The organism is Kaistia defluvii, assembly GCF_040548815.1.
Classification (GTDB): domain Bacteria; phylum Pseudomonadota; class Alphaproteobacteria; order Rhizobiales; family Kaistiaceae; genus Kaistia; species Kaistia defluvii_A.
Genome location: NZ_JBEPSM010000003.1, coordinates 331,245 through 347,810, shown reverse-complemented (window position 1 = coordinate 347,810; position 16,566 = coordinate 331,245). Strand labels below are relative to the sequence as shown.

The following is a 16,566-nucleotide window of genomic DNA, read 5'->3' as shown; positions in this document are numbered from 1 at the left end:
GAAGGATGCGACCTTGGCGGCCTCCCCCCTTTCCAGCAATGCCCTGACGCGCGACGATCGGCGCTTCGGATTCAGGCTGACGGCGCCGGCCGGCATCCTCCTCGCCGTCCTGCTGCTGGTGCCTACGACCCTCACCATCCTCTATAGCCTGCATGACGTGCCGGCCAACGGCCGCAGCCTCGGCCCGTTCGTCGGGCTGGAGAACTACACCATCGTGCTCGGCAGCTCGGTGTTCTGGCGCTCGGCCTGGGTGACCTTCCTGTTCTCGGTCGGCTTCGTGGTGCTCTCGACACTGATCGGCCTAGCCATGGCGCTGCTGCTCAACCAGCCTTTCATCGGACGGGGCCTCGCCCGCGCGCTCCTGATCATCCCATGGGCGACGCCCTGGCTGATGATCGGCATCCTGTGGAAATGGTTTGCCGATGGCAGCGTCGGCGGGCTCAACGCCGTGCTGCTGATGCTGGGGGCGACGACCGACTATCACGACTTTCTGTCCGACCCGAATTCGGCGCTGGCGATCACCATCGTCGCCGCCGTCTGGCGCCAGGCGAGCTTCGCTGGAATCCTGCTGCTGGCCGGCCTGCAGACCCTGCCGGGCGACCTGAACGAGGCTGCCTCGCTCGACGGCGCCAATCTCTGGCAGCGCTTCCGCAACATCACTCTGCCCTGGCTGCGGCCGGCGCTCGTCACCGTCACGGTGCTCAACGTCATCTACGCCTTCCTGCAGTTCGACGTGATCTTCGCCATGACGCAAGGCGGGCCGGGCGACGCCACCCAGGTGCTGTCGATCCTGATCTATCGCCAGCTCTTCGGCGTCACCCAGATCGGCCTCGGCTCGGCGCTGGCGGTCATCCTCGGCTTCGTCGCGCTCGCGGGTGGGCTGATCACCGTCAAGCTGCTTTACGCCCGGGGGAGCCAACCCGCATGACCGCCCTCGCCTCCACCGCGCCCCGGCGTCTGTCGAAGGCCGCAACCGCCAGCGGCCGGCAGCGCAGCCTCGTCGCCAGCTGCGTGATCTATCTCTGCGTCGCAGTCTTCGCGATCTGGATCCTGCTGCCGGTCTGGTATCTCGTCGTCTCCAGCCTGATCACCCCGGCCCAGCTTGGCGTAAAGCCGTTCCCGATGATGCCGGGCAGCATCACCTTCGACAACTATCTGTCCGTGCTCACCGGCTCGACCGGCTCGAAGGGTTTCGGCAGCACGGATATCGGCGCCCGGCTGCTGCCGGCGATCGGCCAGAGCTTCTTCGTCAGTTCCGTCCTCGTGGTGCTGAACCTCACCATCGCCGGGCTCGCCGCCTATGGCCTGTCGCGCTACCCATTCCGGGGCTCGCGGCTGTTCGAACTTTCGATCATCATCTCCCGCGTCGTGCCGGCGATCGCCATCATCGGGCCGTTCTTTGTCGCCTTCCGCGTCACCGGCATCCTCAACACGCCCTGGGCGCTGATCATCAGCTACAACGTGTTCACGCTGCCGCTGGCGATCATGATCCTGAAGAACTATTTCGACCAGCTGCCGCGCGAGATCGAGGAAGCGGCCAAGATCGATGGCGCCTCGCGGCTGCAGACACTCTGGATCATCGTGGTGCCGCTCGCCCGCCCCGGCCTGGTCGCCGCCGGCGTGCTGATCTTCCTCGAGGCGTGGAGCGAGTTCTTCTATTCGCTGGTGCTCACCAACCAGCTGACCGTGCCGCCACTGCTGGCGGGCTTCCAGTCCGTGCAGCAGTTCAACTGGAACGCGCTGGCCGCCGCCACCGTCATGTCGATGATCCCGCCGGTCGTGCTGGTCATCATCTTCCAGCGCCATGTCGTCGGTGCGCTCACCGCCGGAGCCGTGAAATGACTAAACCGATCCGCGCGGCGGTGATCAGCGCCGGCTCATGGTCGCAATCGAGCCACCTGCCGACGCTCGCCGCCCATCCCGGCGTCGAGCTGGTGGCGCTGTCGAGCCCGAACGAGGCGACGGCGAAAAGCCTTGCCGCCGCCTTCGGCGTGCCGCTCGCCTTCACCGACTGGCGCGACGTGCTGGCCCAAAAGCCCGACATCGTCGTCGTCTCGAGCCCGCCAGTGGCGCATGAAGAGCAGGTGATCGCGGCGCTCGAAGCCGGCGCGCATGTGCTGGTGGAAAAACCGTTCGCATTGGAGGCCGGCGCCGCGAACCGAATGCGCGACACGGCGACAAGGGTCGGCCGAACCCTGCTGGTCGGTTTCGGCTGGCCGGCGGCGCCCTGCTTCGCGCTGTCGAAGGCGCTGATCGACAAGGGTGAGATCGGCCGGATCGAGCATCTGACCATGCATCTGGCCGTCAATACGCGCGCCCTGCTGCTGGGCGGCACGGATGGCGGCTGGGGCGGCGACGGCAATTCGGCCGCCTCGACCTATACCGACCGAAAAATCTCCGGCGGCGGTTCGGCGGCCGTGTCGATGTCGCATCAGCTGGGCCTGATCGAGTGGCTGGCCGGCGAACCGATCATCGCCGTCAGCGCCAGCACCTATCCGCCGGTACGCGAGATCGACCTGCATGCCAGCGTCAATGCCGATTTCGCCGGCGGCGGCATGGCGGCGATCAGCAGCGCCTCGACGCATCCCTACCTCGCCCGGCCGCAATGGCACCTCGCGCTTTATGGCGACAGGGGCCAGATCTGGCTTGATTCCGTCGCCGACCATGTCCGGCTCGTGCGCGCCAATGGCGAGGTGGTCGAATATGGCGAAGCCGATGCCTCCGGCCTCTATGACGCCGGCGCCCCGACCAAGGCGCTGATCGAATGCGCGCTCGGCGCACCCGCTCCCACGGGCTTGACCGCCACCCTCGCGGCGCATGTCGTCGCCGTCACGGACGCCATCTACGAAAGCGCCCGCACCGGACAAAAGATACGGATCCCCACAGCATGACCTCCCAGACCACGCTCTTTTCCGGCGGCATCCTCGTCGATGGCCTCGGTTCCGATCCCGTGCGCGGCGACGTGCTGGTGCAAGGCGACCGGATCGTCCGCATCACCGACGGCACGGAGACGCTCGAAGCCGACCGCACGGTCGCCATTGACGGGCTGATCCTCGCCCCCGGCTTCATCGACATGCACACCCATTCCGATCTGCAGGTGCTGGTCCAGCCGGACCACACCTCCAAGATCACGCAGGGCGTCACGACCGAGGTGCTCGGCCAGGACGGCCTCAGCTACGCGCCGATCGACGAGGCGACCCTGGCCGAACTCAGAGCGCAATTGAAGGGCTGGAACGACGACCCGCCGGGCTTCGACTGGAACTGGCGCTCGGTCGCCGACTATCTGAAGCGCCTCGACGGCAACACCGCCGTCAACACCGCCTATCTGGTGCCGCATGGCAATCTGCGCATGCTCGTCATGGGCAACGCGCCCCGTCTCGCCACGGCCGACGAGTTGGATCAGATGAAGGCGCTGCTGCGCGTCGCGCTGGAGGAAGGCGGTGTCGGCCTCTCGACCGGCCTCACCTATGTGCCGGCGATGTATTCCGACACCGACGAACTGGTGGCGCTCTGCGAAGTCGTGGCGGAATACGGCGGCTTCTACTGCCCGCATCACCGCAATTACGGCCTCGACGCGCTCGGCGGCTATCGAGAGTGCTTCGACATTGCGCGACGCTCCGGCGTCGCGCTGCATCTCGCCCACACGCATCTCTCCTTCGAGTGCAATCGCGGCAAGCTGCCGGAGCTCCTGAAGATGTTGGACGATGCCATCGCCGATGGCGTCGACCTGACCTTCGACAGCTACCCCTATCTGGCCGGCATGACGACGTTGCTGTCGCAACTGCCGAGCTGGTCGCTCGCCGGCACCGGCGAGGAACAGATGGCGCGCCTGCGTTCGCCAGAAGATCGCGCGAAAATCATCGAGGCGCTCGACGTTACCGGATCGGACGGCCACCAGGGCCTGACCGTCAACTGGTCGACGGTGCATGTCGTCGGCACGCCCGGCGCGCCGGAACTCGAATGGGTGATGGAAAGCGACCTCGCCGCCGCTGCGAAGAAGGTCGGCAAGAGCCCGGCTGAGTTCGCACTGGACATTCTGCTCGCGACAGAGCGCAGCGCGCCTTGTGTCTTCTTCATCGGCCATGAAGAGCATGTGCGCGCGCTGATGCAGCGCGACGAGCATACGGTCGGCAGCGACGGCATCCTGGTTGGCGACCGGCCGCATCCGCGCTCCTGGGGCACCTTCCCGCGCATGCTGGAAACCTATGTGCGCGAGGAAAAGGTCCTGACGCTTGCCGAATGCGTGCGCCACATGACCAGCACCGCCGCCAACCGCCTGCGCCAGCCCGATCGCGGCCGCATCGCGGTCGGCGCCAGGGCGGATATCGTCGTCTTCGACCACATGACGGTGAAAGCGAACGCCACCTACGAGGTGCCGCGCCAGGCCGCCTCGGGCATTTTCCACGTCATGGTCAATGGCGAACTGGCGTTGCAGGATGGCGTCATGACCGGCGTCCGTGCCGGCCGCGTCATCCGCATGCCGGCCTGATCCCGTTTCCTCCGAAGGTTCCCATTATGTCCACTGCTCTTACTGCCTCCGACTGGACCGACATCCCCGTGGCCACGCCCGGCCTCGTGCTGGATCTCGACGTGCTCGACCGCAATCTCGACGAGATGGCGGCGATCGCCCGCTCGGCAGGCGTCGAGCTCTACCCGCATGCCAAGACGCACCGCATGGCCGATGCCGGCCGCCGGCAGATCGAACGGGGCGCGCACGGCCTCTGCGTCGCCAAACTGGGCGAGGCGGAAGCCTTCGCCGATGCCGGGATCGAACGGCTGTTCGTCGCCAACCCGATCTTTGGCGCCGAGAATGGCGCGCGGGCGCTGGCGCTCTCCCGTCGGTGCGATGCGCTGTTCGCCACCGACAGCCTCGCTGCCGCCGCCAGCATCGGCGCGGTCTTCGCGGCGGCGGGCGAAAAGGCCCGCATGATGCTGGCAATCGATTCCGGCCTCGGCCGCGAGGGGGTCTCGCCGGCCAAGGCGGTCGAGGTCGCCAAAGCGATCGCCGCCGCCCCGGGCGTCGATCTCGTCGGGATCTACACGCATGAAGGCGCCACCTATGGCGCCAAGGACAGGGTCGACCTGGAGGCGCGCGCGGTGGCCGCCGGCGAGCTGATGGTCGGCGTTGCCAAGGCGATCCGGGCCGAAGGCATCGCCCTGCCGATCGTCTCGCTCGGCGCCTCGGCCTCGGCCCGCGCGGTCGCCCACGTGCCGGGTGTCACCCAGATCCGCCCCGGCATCTATGCCTTCAACGACGTCGGCCAGATCGCGCTCGGCAATGCCACGCTTGATACCGTCGCCGTCCGCGTCATCGGCACGGTGATCAGCCATCCCGACCCCGACCGCGCCTGCATCGATGCCGGCTCGAAATCGCTCTCGACCGACCTCGTACCCGCCGCGGCGCACCGGCACGAATATCCCGGCATGGGCATGATCGTGAATGCGCCCGGCTGGGTCATCGACAAGATGTCGGAAGAGCATGGCTGGCTGCGCTGGCATGGCGAAGGCGAGCCGACGCCGCTGCCGGTCGGCACGCGGCTGGAGATCGTGCCGAACCATGTCTGCATGGCCTTCGCCATGCTGCGCCGCGCCGCCATCCTCCAGGACGGCAAGCTCGCCGCCAGCTGGGAAGGATTCGGGCCGGGCTCGTCGGAGTAGCGGCGGGTCTAACGGGGACGGAAGGCACTCTTTCGCCTCCCCTCGGGGAGCGGGGAAAGTGCGAGCCCGGTTTCTGGGGCCGGAAATTTGATCTAGGCTTCGGCCAAGGCAGACATTCGATCGGGGAGACCAAACATGTCGGACTTCAAGCTCGCGGCCGGCGAGGCGCTGTTCGTCGCGTCGCGCGGCGTCTTCGAACTGCACGGCCTCACCCGATGGGTCGAGAAGGACGGCGTCTGGACGGGCGAAACGCTGGGGCGCGCCGAGCAGCTTTCCGCGCTCGCCTCCCACCCGACGCTGCCGGTCATCTACGGCACGTCGCGGGCCGGCATGGATGGCGAGATCCATGCGTGGCGGATCGCCGGCGACAAGGCCGAAACCATCGGCGAGAAGAAGAGCGGCGGCGCCGAGCCCTGCCACCTCACCGTCGATCCCACGGGAACGCTGCTGGTCTTCACCAATTACACCACCAGCACGCTCGGCCTTCAGCGGCTCGCCGCCGATGGCAGCTTCGACGGCGAGATCGCGCTGGTGAAGCTTTCCGGCAGCGGTCCGGAGCTCGACCGGCAGGATGACGCGCATCCGCACCAGGCCTTCTTCGTTGGCGAGACGCTGTTCATCATCGATCTCGGCGACGATTCGATCCGCGAGTTCCGCGTCGATCCGGCCAAGCCGGGATCGGCGGCGCTGACGGCGACGCGCGTCACCAAACTTCCCGCCGGGTGCGGACCGCGCCATGCCGTCGTCCTGCCGGACGGGCGCCTTGCCGTCAGCGGCGAGCTGGGCTCCAACCTGCTGGTGGGCAGGCCCGGCGCGCCGCTCGAAGACTGGGTGAGCGTGCCGAGCACGACGCGGCCGGGTCCCGCCCGCACGCGCCACCGCCGCAACTATCCCGGCGACATCCAGCGCTCGGCCGATGGCCGCTTCGTCTATTTCGCCAATCGCGGCAACGATACAATCTCGACCTTCGATGTGTCGGGGGAGACGCCGAAGTTGGTCTCGGAAATCGACTCCAGCGTGTTCTGGCCGCAGCACCTGCTGGTGCATGGCGACCATCTGCTCGTGGCCGGCTGGGATTCGTCCCGCATTGCCGCGCTCAAGCTGGAAGACGGAGTGCCCGTGTCGGCGACGACCGCCTTCGAATGCGCCTTCCCCGGCTGGATCCTGCTGCAAAAGGCCTGACCGCCGACTGCTTGGCCCATTGGCCGGCATTCATCTGCCACGAGGAAAGGGATCGCGCTGTCTCGCGCGATCCGCCCAGGCAAGCGGTCTAGGGGGCAAGGCGCCTCTGGGCGGCTTCGTGCAGATCGCCCAGCAGCACGAGCTTCAGGAAGCTCTGGTCGTCATTGTCGAGGCCGATGCGCCGGAGTTCGAGGAATTCCAGCGATTCCGCAATGGAGAGCCCGCGAAAGCATTCGCGTCCGACGCCGTCGATGACGAGCGCGTTGGCCTGCTCCAGTTCCGCACGTTCCTCGGCCGTCAGATCGAGCAGCCGCACCGGCCGGCTCGCTGGCTCCGCACCAGCACCCGCCGGTCGCCGCATGTCCGGGAACGAAGCCGGCGGGGGGGTCGGCTTGCGCGGCAGTCTGGTCTTTTTTCCTAGCGACATGGAGTTCTGCCCTATCGGTCCTACTGACGCGATAAGGCAGCCGCAGCCCTTGGCAAATTCACAAACCGATCCGCGCAATTTGAACGATCTGACGATTTTGCCAGGCAGCCGGACGGCGCAGCAACAAACGCGAAGTTCCGCGGGAAAAACCCTAGTGGCGGGATTCCGACATCGACTTGGAGTGCTTCTCCATCGACATCAGCGCGTCGGCATGGCTGAGCAGATCGTCGAGCGATTCGTTGCTGCCCGGCTTTGCCTGGACGATGCCGATGCTGATCGACAGGGTGCACTGGGCCGGCGACAGGCGGTTGAAATAATCGAGCCGGGTGCGCAGGCTGTTGCGCAGGGTCTCGGCCGGGGCGAGCGGCGCCTGGACGAGAACGCAGAACTCGTCGCCACCCATCCGGCCCACCACGTCGGACTGCCGCACGCTGTCGCGCAGCACGCTGGCGCAATCGGCGATCAGGCTGTCCCCGACCGTATGGCCGAACTTGTCGTTGACCTTCTTCAACCCGTCGACGTCGATGAAGGCGATCTGGCAGCCGCTGCCGCTGGCGAGGATCGTCTCGGCGGCGCGACGAAAGCCACGGCGGTTGAGCAGGCCCGTCAGCTCGTCAGTGATCGAGAGCTCCTCGATATCGGCCTTGGCCTTGACCAGCTCGGCGGCGCGCAGGCGCACCCGCTCCTCCAGCTCGCCATGGATGCGGATGTTCTCGATCGCCAGCGAGGCGGCGTCGGCAAGCTTGATCAGCAGGCGCAGGTCATCGTCGGTCGGGGCATTCGCCTCGGCCCAGTAGACGCCGATGGCGCCGATGGGCTCATGGGTGCGGATTGGCACCACGGCGAGGCTGCGGATGAAGGTCGGCTGATAGACGGAAGCATCGAGGCGCGGATCGGCGGTGAGGTCGCGGATCTGGACCGATTGCCGGTTCAGCATCGCCCAGCCTTCGATGCGGCTCTCCTGCGGCACGCGAAGGCCCTTCCAGAGCGGAGCGATTGCATCCTCGTCAACGAAGTGGCAGGCGGCGCCGTCGCGCAGCACGAAGCTCGCGCCTTCGCTGCGCGTCAGCTGGCGAGCCGCGGTCTTGACGATCCGCTGCACCTGGCCGGGTTCGCGCGTGAACGACAGGGCCTGCACGGCCGAAAGCAGGATTTCGACCGCGCGAAAATAGCGTTCGGGATCACGCGGCAGCGTGTACGCGATGGTGCCCGGTATGTCCGATCCCTGCCCTTGCATGTCCGTCTTCGATCGCCTCGTACAGATTGCTTCCTCGTAGCAGATGCAATCATTCCGACACAATCATAATGGCGGTCCGCAAGCGAACAAGGCGCGACAATATGAAAGAAGCGATCCTCCCGCGAGATGAACCGCGGGAGGAGGATAGCCTAGCCGCTGACGGAGGCGAGGAACTTCTTGAACACGAAGCCACGCTTGCCATCGACGACGACCTCGCACCAGCCCTTGCACTGGACGACCTGGACCCGGTCCCCGGTCTTGAGCAGGCCGACCGTGGGGGCGCCATTGTCCGGATTGCCGCGCAGCTTGACGCCGCTGGTGATCCGGGCCGGCCCCGGCGTAGGCGAACCTGCCGCGACGCTCTTGGCCGGAGCGGCCGCAGCCGGCGGAGCTGCGGAATCGGAGGCTGGCGGGAGGGCAGCATCGGTCGCCGCCACGTCGGGCTCGGCAGCCGCGATTGCGGGATCCGCCGTCGGTGCGGGTTCATCAACCGGATCGGCCACAGCCGCCACCGGCTTCGCCTCGACCGGAGCTTGAGCTGCCGGCATCGCCGCGAGGGAATGCTCGGCAGCGGGCGCGGCATAGGCGGCGCGAACGCTCGGCGTCACCGGCTGGCCGCTGACCGCAGAGCCCGGCAGCATGGCGGAGCTCAGTGTCGGCGCGGAACCAGGAACGGCGTCCAGCATGTCGGCGCCGCGCAGCTGCGGCGATTCCGGCAGCGAGCGATCCTCCGGAGCGCGGTCATAGGACTGCTTTGCGGCGGGCGCGGGCAGCGCCGCCGGGGCGTCTGCCTTGACGATTCCGGCCGTCGACAGACCGTCCAGTTCGCTGGCGACCGGCGCATCCGTGCGGGCTGTGACCGAATGGATCGTCGCCAGTGCGCCACCGCCGACCAGGGCGAGCAGGGCAACGACGCCGAGCAATTGCCGGTTCAGCACGCGACGCCGGCGGGTTGCGTCGGCGAGTTCGCTCCGCTCCGCGTCGAAGGTGGGCTCCTCGCCATCGGCGATGCGCAATTCATCGACCGCGATCGAGAGGCGCTGCGCCAGTTCGCCGGCAAGCCGGTCTTCCAGCGCCACGGCCGCCACGGCGGCAGCCGGCTTGGCAGCCACGTCGGGGCGCCGGCCTCGCGCCAGCAGCAGCTCGACGGCGAGCCGGTCCTGCTGCGGCAGTCCAAGCTGCGCCGGCGGGTCAATCGTCGGCTCCGCCGCGAGATCTTCTTCTTCGAATTCCGCCTGGATCAGGGGAAGGGCTGCCGGCGCCGGGGGCTCGGCCTTGGCAACTACCGGCCTGTCGGGCTCCCAGGACGCCGCGATGTTGCGCAGATCGCCCATCAGCGCCGCCTCGAGTTCGGCGGCCAGATCTTCGAGTTGCGACAGGGACGTGTCCGGCTCCGGCTCGGAACGATGCAGAACCAGTTTCGGGAATCCCCGAACCTTCAGATCGAGATTCTCTTGCAGACGGAGGTCTTCCAGGGATGAAACGCCTTCGGCGGCGGGAGTCGACGGATCGGAATCAGTCAGCTCAGCGAGACTGCGCACGCGCAAGGCGGCGCTCGATTTGCCCGAATGGATCATGGTACTCATCTCTACTTTGTTTCGACACGTAACCCCCGCTCCCGCCAAAACAGATCGAAAATTGTTCTCGGTTAATATTTCCTGTTGTCATAGACGTCTGAAATAGGAAACGAATAAACGCCTCCAATACTGAATCGCGATAAGGAATAACGATCCATCGTCATCATGGAGGAGAAATGCGGCGACTCTTTGCCATTGTTGAGGCCAGAGTCATAAGGGCCGCGATCGGCTGCAACTTCTGGGACGTTGCTTAACGCGCCTGATGATCAGAACGGGGGCGTAACGTTCGCAGCGTGAAGATGTAGACCGGAATGCCTGAAATCAGCACGAGCAGCGCCGCGAAGGGCGCGGCGGCGGCGTAGGCGCTGTCGTTGGTGTGCGACCAGACCTCGGTCGCGAGCGTCACGACCCCGGTCGGGGCCAGGATCAGGGTCGCCGTCAGTTCGCGCATCAGTTCGAGCGCAACCAGCGCCAGAGCGGCGCCGAGCCCGGGGGCAAGCGAGGGCAGCGTGACGGAGAGGAAGGCCTGCAGCGGGCTGCGGCCGAGCGTGCGGGCGACCTCCTCGATCTCGCGCGGCACCAGCTCGGCCGAAGCGCGGATGGCCGACTGCGCGAGCGGCAGGAACAGGATGGCGTAGGCGGCGAACAGCACGGCGCGGGTCTGATAGATCGCCGGCAGCAGGCGGATCGACAGATAGACCAGCGCCAGGGCGACCACGAGGCCCGGCAGGCCATGCACGACATAGGGCAGGCGGTCGGCGAAGCGCGCGAAGAAGCCCCGGCTGCGCAGAACCAGCAAGACCAGCGGCAGGGCGATCAAGGTCGTGACGACGGTTCCCGGCAGGGCCAGCGACAGCGAGCCGAACAGAGCGGGCCCGAGCGCGTCGAGGCCGCGACCGGCCGAGACGCCCTTGACCAGCCAGTAACCGAGCCGGCCGAAGGGTACGCCGAGCGACACGATGGCCACGGCGATGAAGCCCAGCATGACGAGCGGCTGCGCGCGGCCGAGCCGCGCCGGCGAGCCGCGCCGCGCCGTGTTGCGGCCAACCTTCGAGAAGCGGACGCCGCGGCGGAGCCACATCTCGCCAAAGGCGACCGGCAGGCAGAGCAGCATCAGCAGCGCCGAGAGCACGGCGGCCGAGGCATTGTCGAACTGCAGCTCATATTGCTGGAAGATCGCGGTCGTGAAGGTCTGGACGCGCAGCAGCGCCAGCGCGCCGAATTCCGACAGCATGTGCGCCGCGACCAGCAGCGCGCCGCCGCCAAGCGCGGGCAGCGTCCGCGGCAGCGTCACCTTCCAGAACGTTCTGCCCGGCCCCTTGCCGAGCGAGCGCGACACTTCCTCCATGCCCGGATCCATGCTGCGCAGCGAGGCGGCGACGGGGAGGAAGATGAGCGGGAAGCTCTCCATGCTGAGGATAAGGATGGCGCCGGGCATGCCCTGGAAGGTGGGACCCAGCGACTTCCAGGCAAAGCTGGCGACGAAGGCCGGCATGGCGAGCGGCAGGCAGCAGAGCACGCGCCACAGCCATTTGCCCTTGAGATCGGTGCGCTCGGTGAACCACGCCGCCGCATAGCCGAGCAGGCTGGCGAAGAAGGTCACCGACAGGCAGAGCGTGACGGTATTGCCGAGCAGCATGAGCGTGCGCGGCCGGGCGAGTTCGCTCCAGATGGCCTGCCAGCCGGCGCCCCAGGAGCGCATCAGCACATAGATCACCGGCAGCGCGATCAGCGCGGTCGGGATCAGTGCCAGCGCGACGAGCCAGCGCGAGGCCGGTGCGGAACCTGCCGCGCCGCGCCGGGACGAGCCATCGGAAGCGCTGGCGGCGCTGGTCAAGCGAGATCTGCCTCGCGCAGCAGCGCGAGCGCTTCGGCGGCATCGCCGAGATCGGCCGGCGTGACCGGCGCCGGATCGAGCTGGTCGAAGGGCTTCAGCGGGAAAGACGAGACCACGCCGGGACGCAGCGGATATTCGGCGATCGCGCCGACGATCGCGGCCTGGCCTTCGGCGCTGACCATGAAGGCGACGAAACGCTGGGCAGCTTCCGCCTTCTTCGAGGTTTTCAGCACGCCGGCACCGGACACGGTGATCAGCGTGCCGGGATCGCCATGGCCCATGAAATAGAGCGCCGAGTTCATGTTGTCGGGGCCCAGCTCCTGCTCGAGCGCGTACCAGTAGTAGTTGTTGCTGAGCGCCACGGCGATATCGCCGCCCTCGACCGCCTCGACCGCGGCGGAATCGCTGTTGTAGACGCGGCCGTACTGGCGCAGCCCCTTGAGCCAGGCGAGCGCGACATCCCGCCCCTTGAGCAGCGAGACCGCAACGACCTGCTGCTGGAAGGCGCCGCTGTTCGGTGCGAAGGCGACCTTGTCGGCCCATGCCTCGCCGGCGAAATCGAGCACGGTCTTCGGCAGCGCCGATTCCTCGATCATCGACTTGTTGTAGACGACGACCCGGCTGCGCGCGCCGGCGCCGATCCAGGATCCGTCCCGGGCGGCATATTTGGCGGGAATCTGTTGCAGGGTGTCGGCATGGAGCGGCGCCAGCAGGCCCTTTTCGGCGATGGCGACGAGCGAGGGGCTTTCTTCCGACCAGAAGACGTCGGCCGGCGAATTGGCGCCTTCCTCGATCAGCTGGCTGGCGAGCTGGGCGCTGTTGCCGTTGCGGGTGACGACCGCGATGCCGGTGGCGGCGGTGAAGGCAGCGACCAGTGCCTCCACGGGCGGACGGTGCTGGCCATTATAGAGCGCCAGCGTCTGGTCCTCGGCCCGCGCCGGAACCGGCAGGCCCGACAGCATCGCGGCGCCGGCAGCGCCGACGCCCAAATGCATCAGCTGGCGCCGGGTGACGTCGTACATTGGAATAACTCTATGTTATTGATGTCGATTGCTTTTCGTACCAATACCCGTGCGGCGGCCCTGTCAACTCCGTAGCCCCTGGCGGCGGCGGACGCCATTGTCACAGCCTGTCTGGAAAGCACCTAGGCGCGGATGCGTTGACCGGCCGGATCGTAGAGCGGATCGAGATGCGCCCGCGCCGGAACCCGCTCGCCGGCAACTTCGAGTTCGTAGCGTCCCGACAGCACGAAATCGCTGTCGACCCCGGCGGCGCGCCGCACATAGCCATAGCCGATCGGCAAGCCGACCGTGTAGCCGTAGCCGCCGCTCGCCAGCCAGCCGACGCGCTCGCCATCGCGGTAGATGGTCTCGCGGCCGAGCAGGACGATCGACGGATCCTCAGTCGTGAAAGCCGCGAGCAGGCGCGGCAGTGGTTTTTCCGCCTGCGCTTCCAGCGCCTCGCGGCCGAGAAACGGGATCCGCTTCTTCAGCTTCACGAATGAGCCGAGGCCAGCGACGAGCGGCGAATGATCCGGGCCGATCTCGGCGCCCCAGGCGCGATAGCCCTTTTCCAGCCGCAGCGTCTCGATGGCGCGATAGCCGGCGAGCCGCAGACCCGCCGGACGCCCCGCCTCGATCAGCGCGTCATACAGCGTCAGCGCGAACTCCATCGGCACATGCAGTTCCCAGCCGAGTTCGCCGACATAGGTGATGCGCAGCGCGAGCACCGGGCAGCCGGCGATGGAAAGCCTGCGCGCGCGGCCGAACGGGAAGGCGGCATTGGAAATGTCGGCATCGGCCAGCGGCTGCAGGATGTCGCGAGCACGCGGCCCCATCAGCACCAGCACGGCGTTCTGCGAGGTTATATCGGTCAGGCGCGCATCGAGGCCGGCAGGGATGTTCGACTGGATCCAGTGGAAGTCATGCGTGGCGAAGCCGGTGCCGGTGACGATGTAGTAGCGATCCTCGGCGAGCCGCGCGACGGTCAGGTCGCATTCGATGCCGCCCTTCCGGTTCAGCATCTGCGTATAGACGAGATGGCCGACCGGCTTGGCGACGTCGTTGGCGGCGATCCAAGAGAGCGCCTTCTCAGCGTCGCGCCCGGTCAGCTCGAATTTGGCAAACGAGGTCTGATCGAACAGCACCGCCGCCTCACGCGCCGCGCGATGCTCGCGGCCCACCGGCTCGAACCAGTTCGGCCGCTCATAGGTGTAGCGGTCCTCCGCCACCTCGCCGGCGGCCACATCGGCGAACCAGTTGGCGCGTTCGAAACCGAGCTTTTCGCCAAACACCGCGCCGGCCGCCGCCAGCCGGTCATAGAGCGGCGAGCGGCGCAGCGGCCGCCCGGAGAGGAACTCTTCCGAAGGCCAGGCCATGGTGTAATGGCGGGCATAGGCCTCCTGCGTCCGGCTGCGGATCCAGGAGAGGTCGTGGTGGTTGCGGCCGAAGCGGCGGATATCGACCGGCCAGAGATCGAAGGGCGGCGCGCCGTTCACCAACCATTCGGCGAGCGCCATGCCGGCGCCGCCGCCCGACGCGATGCCAAAGGCGTTGAAGCCGGCGCCGACGAAGACGTTCCGCACCTCCGGCGCCTCGCCGAGAATGAAATTGCCGTCTGGCGTAAAGCTCTCGGGCCCGTTGATGAACTGCTTGATGCCGACCGTCTCCATCGCCGGCACGCGGCCGAGAGCCTGCTCGAGGATCGGCTCGAAATGATCGAAATCGGATTGTAGCAGCTGGAACTCGAAATCGCGCGGCAGCGGATCGACATCCCAGAGCTTCGGGTTCGGCTCGTAGCCGCCCATCACCAGTCCGCCGACCTCCTCCTTCCAGTAGGTGAGCCTGTCCGGATCGCGAAGCGTCGGCAGATTGGGTGTGACGCCGGGAATGGCGTCGGTGATCAGATATTGATGCTGCACCGAGACGAGCGGGATGTTGACGCCGGCAAGCCGGCCGATCTCGCGCGACCATTGGCCCGCTGCGATCACGACCTTCTCGCAGGCGATCCGGCCCTGGTCGGTCTCGACCGCCGTGACCGCGCCGTTTTCGACGACGATGCCGGTGACGCCAACGCCCTCGCGGATCGTCACGCCCTTCTGTCGCGCACCCTTGGCGAGCGAGGCGGAAATGTCGGAGGGCGACACCTGGCCGTCGGTCGGCAGGAAGGCGGCGCCGACAACATCGTCGACCTGCATCAGCGGCCACAATTCCTGCGCCTCGCGCGGCGTCAGCAACTGCATCTCCAGCCCGAAGGAACGCGCCGTGGTCGCCTGCCGGCGGACCTCGGTCCAGCGCTCGGCATTGCAAGCGAGACGCAGGCCGCCATTGCGCTTCCAGCCCGTGGCTTGCCCGGTCTCGGCCTCGAGCCGGTCATAGAGCGCGACGGAGTAGCCGAGCAGCTGGGTGATGTTGGCGGAGGTGCGGAGCTGCCCGACGAGACCGGCGGCATGCCAGGTCGAGCCCGAGGTCAGCTTGCCGCGCTCGAGCAGGATCACGTCGGTCTGCCCCATGGCGCCGAGGTGATAGGCGACCGACGTGCCGACAATGCCGCCGCCGATGATGACGATGCGGGCCGAGGATGGAAGATCGGTCATGCTGTTCCCTGTCACCGGTCGAGCGCGTCGAAAGCGAGCATCGCCGCCTTGAAGCGGCCGAGATACTCCGCCGTATAGGCCGGATAATCGAACACCAGCCGGCTGTGCAGTTCGGAGACCATGCTCCACATCGTCTCGCGCAGCAGCGAGGCGGCGGTCATCGCCATGGCGCGGCGGCGCATCTCGTCGTTCAGCGGCCGGTCGAAATAGAGCTCCAGCGCCTGCTCGGTCTCGCACGGCGACAGCAGGTTGTTGGAGGCAAGCCCGCCCAGGTCGAACAGCGGCGAGTTGAAGCCGGCATAGTCCCAGTCGACCAGCCAGAGCCGCTTGCCGTCATCGATCAGATTGGCGGCCAGCATGTCGTTATGGCCAAAGACCAGATCGATCGGGCCGACCGCCTTCTCCAGCCGATCCGCAGTGTCCAGCAGGCGCACCAGCATCGGCAGATGGTGACTTTCGCCCGCCTCCAGCGTGTGGGTGTAGTCGCGGATGACCTGGAACACCCAGAACAGCGGCGCCGGGCCGCGGAAGTAGCGCGGAATGTCGCGATGCGCGCGCCGGAGCAATTCGACGATGCGGCCGAGATAGCGATCGTCGCGGACATCCTGCGGCGTCAGGCTGCGGCCTTCGACGAAGTCGATGACCATGGCGCCCGGCTCGGCATGGACGACGATCGGCGAAATGCCGGCCTCCGCCGCCGCGTGGCTCGCCGCCAGCTCGGTGGTGCGGATGATGCCGTGCTCGATCATGTCGCCGCCGATGCGCACGACATATTTGCGGCCCCGGTCCTCGACCAGGCAATTGGTGTTGGTGAGTCCGCCGGCCAGGGGTTGGGGCGAGACGGGTCCGCTCCAGAACGAGAGCCGCGCGGCGCGCGCCAGCGAATCCTGCGTGTCCGTCATGACCGAAGGTTCCCCCCGCGACGAAAGGACTCCGTCGCGCCGTTATAGGAAACCAGGGAGGGGCAAGGATGCAAGCGCCGCGTGCAGGGGCACGAGCAAGCGGAGCGGAGAAGGGTTACCGGGGGTCATCGGTTCCACCCTTCTCCGTCCG

13 protein-coding genes are annotated in these 16,566 nt (G+C 67.2%); 6 read left to right on the top strand and 7 right to left on the bottom strand.

Features of this window, described 5'->3' with window-relative positions; translation table 11 throughout:
• The first annotated feature begins 13 nt into the window (after positions 1-13).
• From ABIE08_RS18485 to ABIE08_RS18460, 6 genes are all read left to right on the top strand, one after another.
• Positions 14-928 (top strand): carbohydrate ABC transporter permease, encoded by a 915-nt coding sequence (locus ABIE08_RS18485; RefSeq protein ID WP_354553318.1) that lies wholly within the window; start codon positions 14-16, stop codon positions 926-928.
• Positions 925-1,842 (top strand): carbohydrate ABC transporter permease, encoded by a 918-nt coding sequence (locus ABIE08_RS18480; protein ID WP_354553317.1) that lies wholly within the window; start codon positions 925-927, stop codon positions 1,840-1,842. Before ABIE08_RS18485 ends, ABIE08_RS18480 begins: the two co-directional genes overlap by 4 nt.
• Positions 1,839-2,891: a Gfo/Idh/MocA family protein gene (locus ABIE08_RS18475; protein ID WP_354553316.1), complete on the top strand. Its 1,053-nt coding sequence runs from the start codon at positions 1,839-1,841 to the stop codon at positions 2,889-2,891. The genes ABIE08_RS18480 and ABIE08_RS18475 overlap by 4 nt, the downstream gene beginning before the upstream one ends.
• Positions 2,888-4,489, top strand: coding sequence for an N-acyl-D-amino-acid deacylase family protein (locus ABIE08_RS18470; protein WP_354553315.1), 1,602 nt, complete (start codon positions 2,888-2,890; stop codon positions 4,487-4,489). Before ABIE08_RS18475 ends, ABIE08_RS18470 begins: the two co-directional genes overlap by 4 nt.
• A 26-nt stretch (positions 4,490-4,515) precedes the next feature.
• Positions 4,516-5,658, top strand: coding sequence for an alanine racemase (locus tag ABIE08_RS18465; protein ID WP_354553314.1), 1,143 nt, complete (start codon positions 4,516-4,518; stop codon positions 5,656-5,658).
• A 135-nt stretch (positions 5,659-5,793) separates the two neighbouring features.
• Positions 5,794-6,840 carry a lactonase family protein gene (locus ABIE08_RS18460; RefSeq protein WP_354553313.1) on the top strand — a complete coding sequence of 349 codons (1,047 nt, stop codon included), beginning with the start codon at positions 5,794-5,796 and terminating at the stop codon, positions 6,838-6,840.
• Between the two features lie 88 nt (positions 6,841-6,928).
• On the opposite strand, the gene ABIE08_RS18455 is transcribed toward ABIE08_RS18460, so the two are convergent.
• The 7 genes from ABIE08_RS18455 to ABIE08_RS18425 all read right to left on the bottom strand — a co-directional run bounded on the left by ABIE08_RS18455 (position 6,929) and on the right by ABIE08_RS18425 (position 16,415).
• Positions 6,929-7,156 carry a hypothetical protein gene (locus ABIE08_RS18455; RefSeq protein ID WP_354553312.1) on the bottom strand — a complete coding sequence of 76 codons (228 nt, stop codon included), beginning with the start codon at positions 7,154-7,156 and terminating at the stop codon, positions 6,929-6,931.
• Between the two features lie 262 nt (positions 7,157-7,418).
• Positions 7,419-8,504 carry a sensor domain-containing diguanylate cyclase gene (locus ABIE08_RS18450; RefSeq protein WP_354553311.1) on the bottom strand — a complete coding sequence of 362 codons (1,086 nt, stop codon included), beginning with the start codon at positions 8,502-8,504 and terminating at the stop codon, positions 7,419-7,421.
• Positions 8,505-8,653: 149 nt separating this feature from the next.
• Complete coding sequence (locus ABIE08_RS18445) at positions 8,654-10,090, bottom strand: SH3 domain-containing protein (RefSeq protein ID WP_354553310.1); 1,437 nt, start codon at positions 10,088-10,090, stop codon at positions 8,654-8,656.
• A 241-nt stretch (positions 10,091-10,331) separates the two neighbouring features.
• Positions 10,332-11,918, bottom strand: a complete 1,587-nt coding sequence (locus ABIE08_RS18440; RefSeq protein ID WP_354553309.1) for an ABC transporter permease — start codon at positions 11,916-11,918, stop codon at positions 10,332-10,334.
• Positions 11,915-12,940: an extracellular solute-binding protein gene (locus ABIE08_RS18435; protein WP_354553308.1), complete on the bottom strand. Its 1,026-nt coding sequence runs from the start codon at positions 12,938-12,940 to the stop codon at positions 11,915-11,917. Before ABIE08_RS18435 ends, ABIE08_RS18440 begins: the two co-directional genes overlap by 4 nt.
• A gap of 122 nt (positions 12,941-13,062) precedes the next feature.
• A complete protein-coding gene (locus ABIE08_RS18430) occupies positions 13,063-15,513 on the bottom strand; it encodes a GcvT family protein (RefSeq protein WP_354553307.1) in 2,451 nt (816 codons plus the stop codon).
• 11 nt (positions 15,514-15,524) lie between these two features.
• Positions 15,525-16,415: a choline/ethanolamine kinase family protein gene (locus ABIE08_RS18425; RefSeq protein WP_354553306.1), complete on the bottom strand. Its 891-nt coding sequence runs from the start codon at positions 16,413-16,415 to the stop codon at positions 15,525-15,527.
• Positions 16,416-16,566: the final 151 nt, after the last annotated feature.

Bases quoted from the DNA above. Each gene is read 5' to 3' on its own strand.
- ABIE08_RS18480 (WP_354553317.1), top strand. From the start codon at position 925: ATGACCGCCCTCGCCTCCACCGCGCCCCGGCGTCTGTCGAAGGCCGCA.
- ABIE08_RS18475 (WP_354553316.1), top strand. From the start codon at position 1,839: ATGACTAAACCGATCCGCGCGGCGGTGATCAGCGCCGGCTCATGGTCG.
- ABIE08_RS18470 (WP_354553315.1), top strand. From the start codon at position 2,888: ATGACCTCCCAGACCACGCTCTTTTCCGGCGGCATCCTCGTCGATGGC.
- ABIE08_RS18465 (WP_354553314.1), top strand. From the start codon at position 4,516: ATGTCCACTGCTCTTACTGCCTCCGACTGGACCGACATCCCCGTGGCC.
- ABIE08_RS18460 (WP_354553313.1), top strand. From the start codon at position 5,794: ATGTCGGACTTCAAGCTCGCGGCCGGCGAGGCGCTGTTCGTCGCGTCG.
- ABIE08_RS18450 (WP_354553311.1), bottom strand. From the start codon at position 8,504: ATGCAAGGGCAGGGATCGGACATACCGGGCACCATCGCGTACACGCTG.
- ABIE08_RS18445 (WP_354553310.1), bottom strand. From the start codon at position 10,090: ATGAGTACCATGATCCATTCGGGCAAATCGAGCGCCGCCTTGCGCGTG.
- ABIE08_RS18435 (WP_354553308.1), bottom strand. From the start codon at position 12,940: ATGTACGACGTCACCCGGCGCCAGCTGATGCATTTGGGCGTCGGCGCT.
- ABIE08_RS18430 (WP_354553307.1), bottom strand. From the start codon at position 15,513: ATGACCGATCTTCCATCCTCGGCCCGCATCGTCATCATCGGCGGCGGC.
- ABIE08_RS18425 (WP_354553306.1), bottom strand. From the start codon at position 16,415: ATGACGGACACGCAGGATTCGCTGGCGCGCGCCGCGCGGCTCTCGTTC.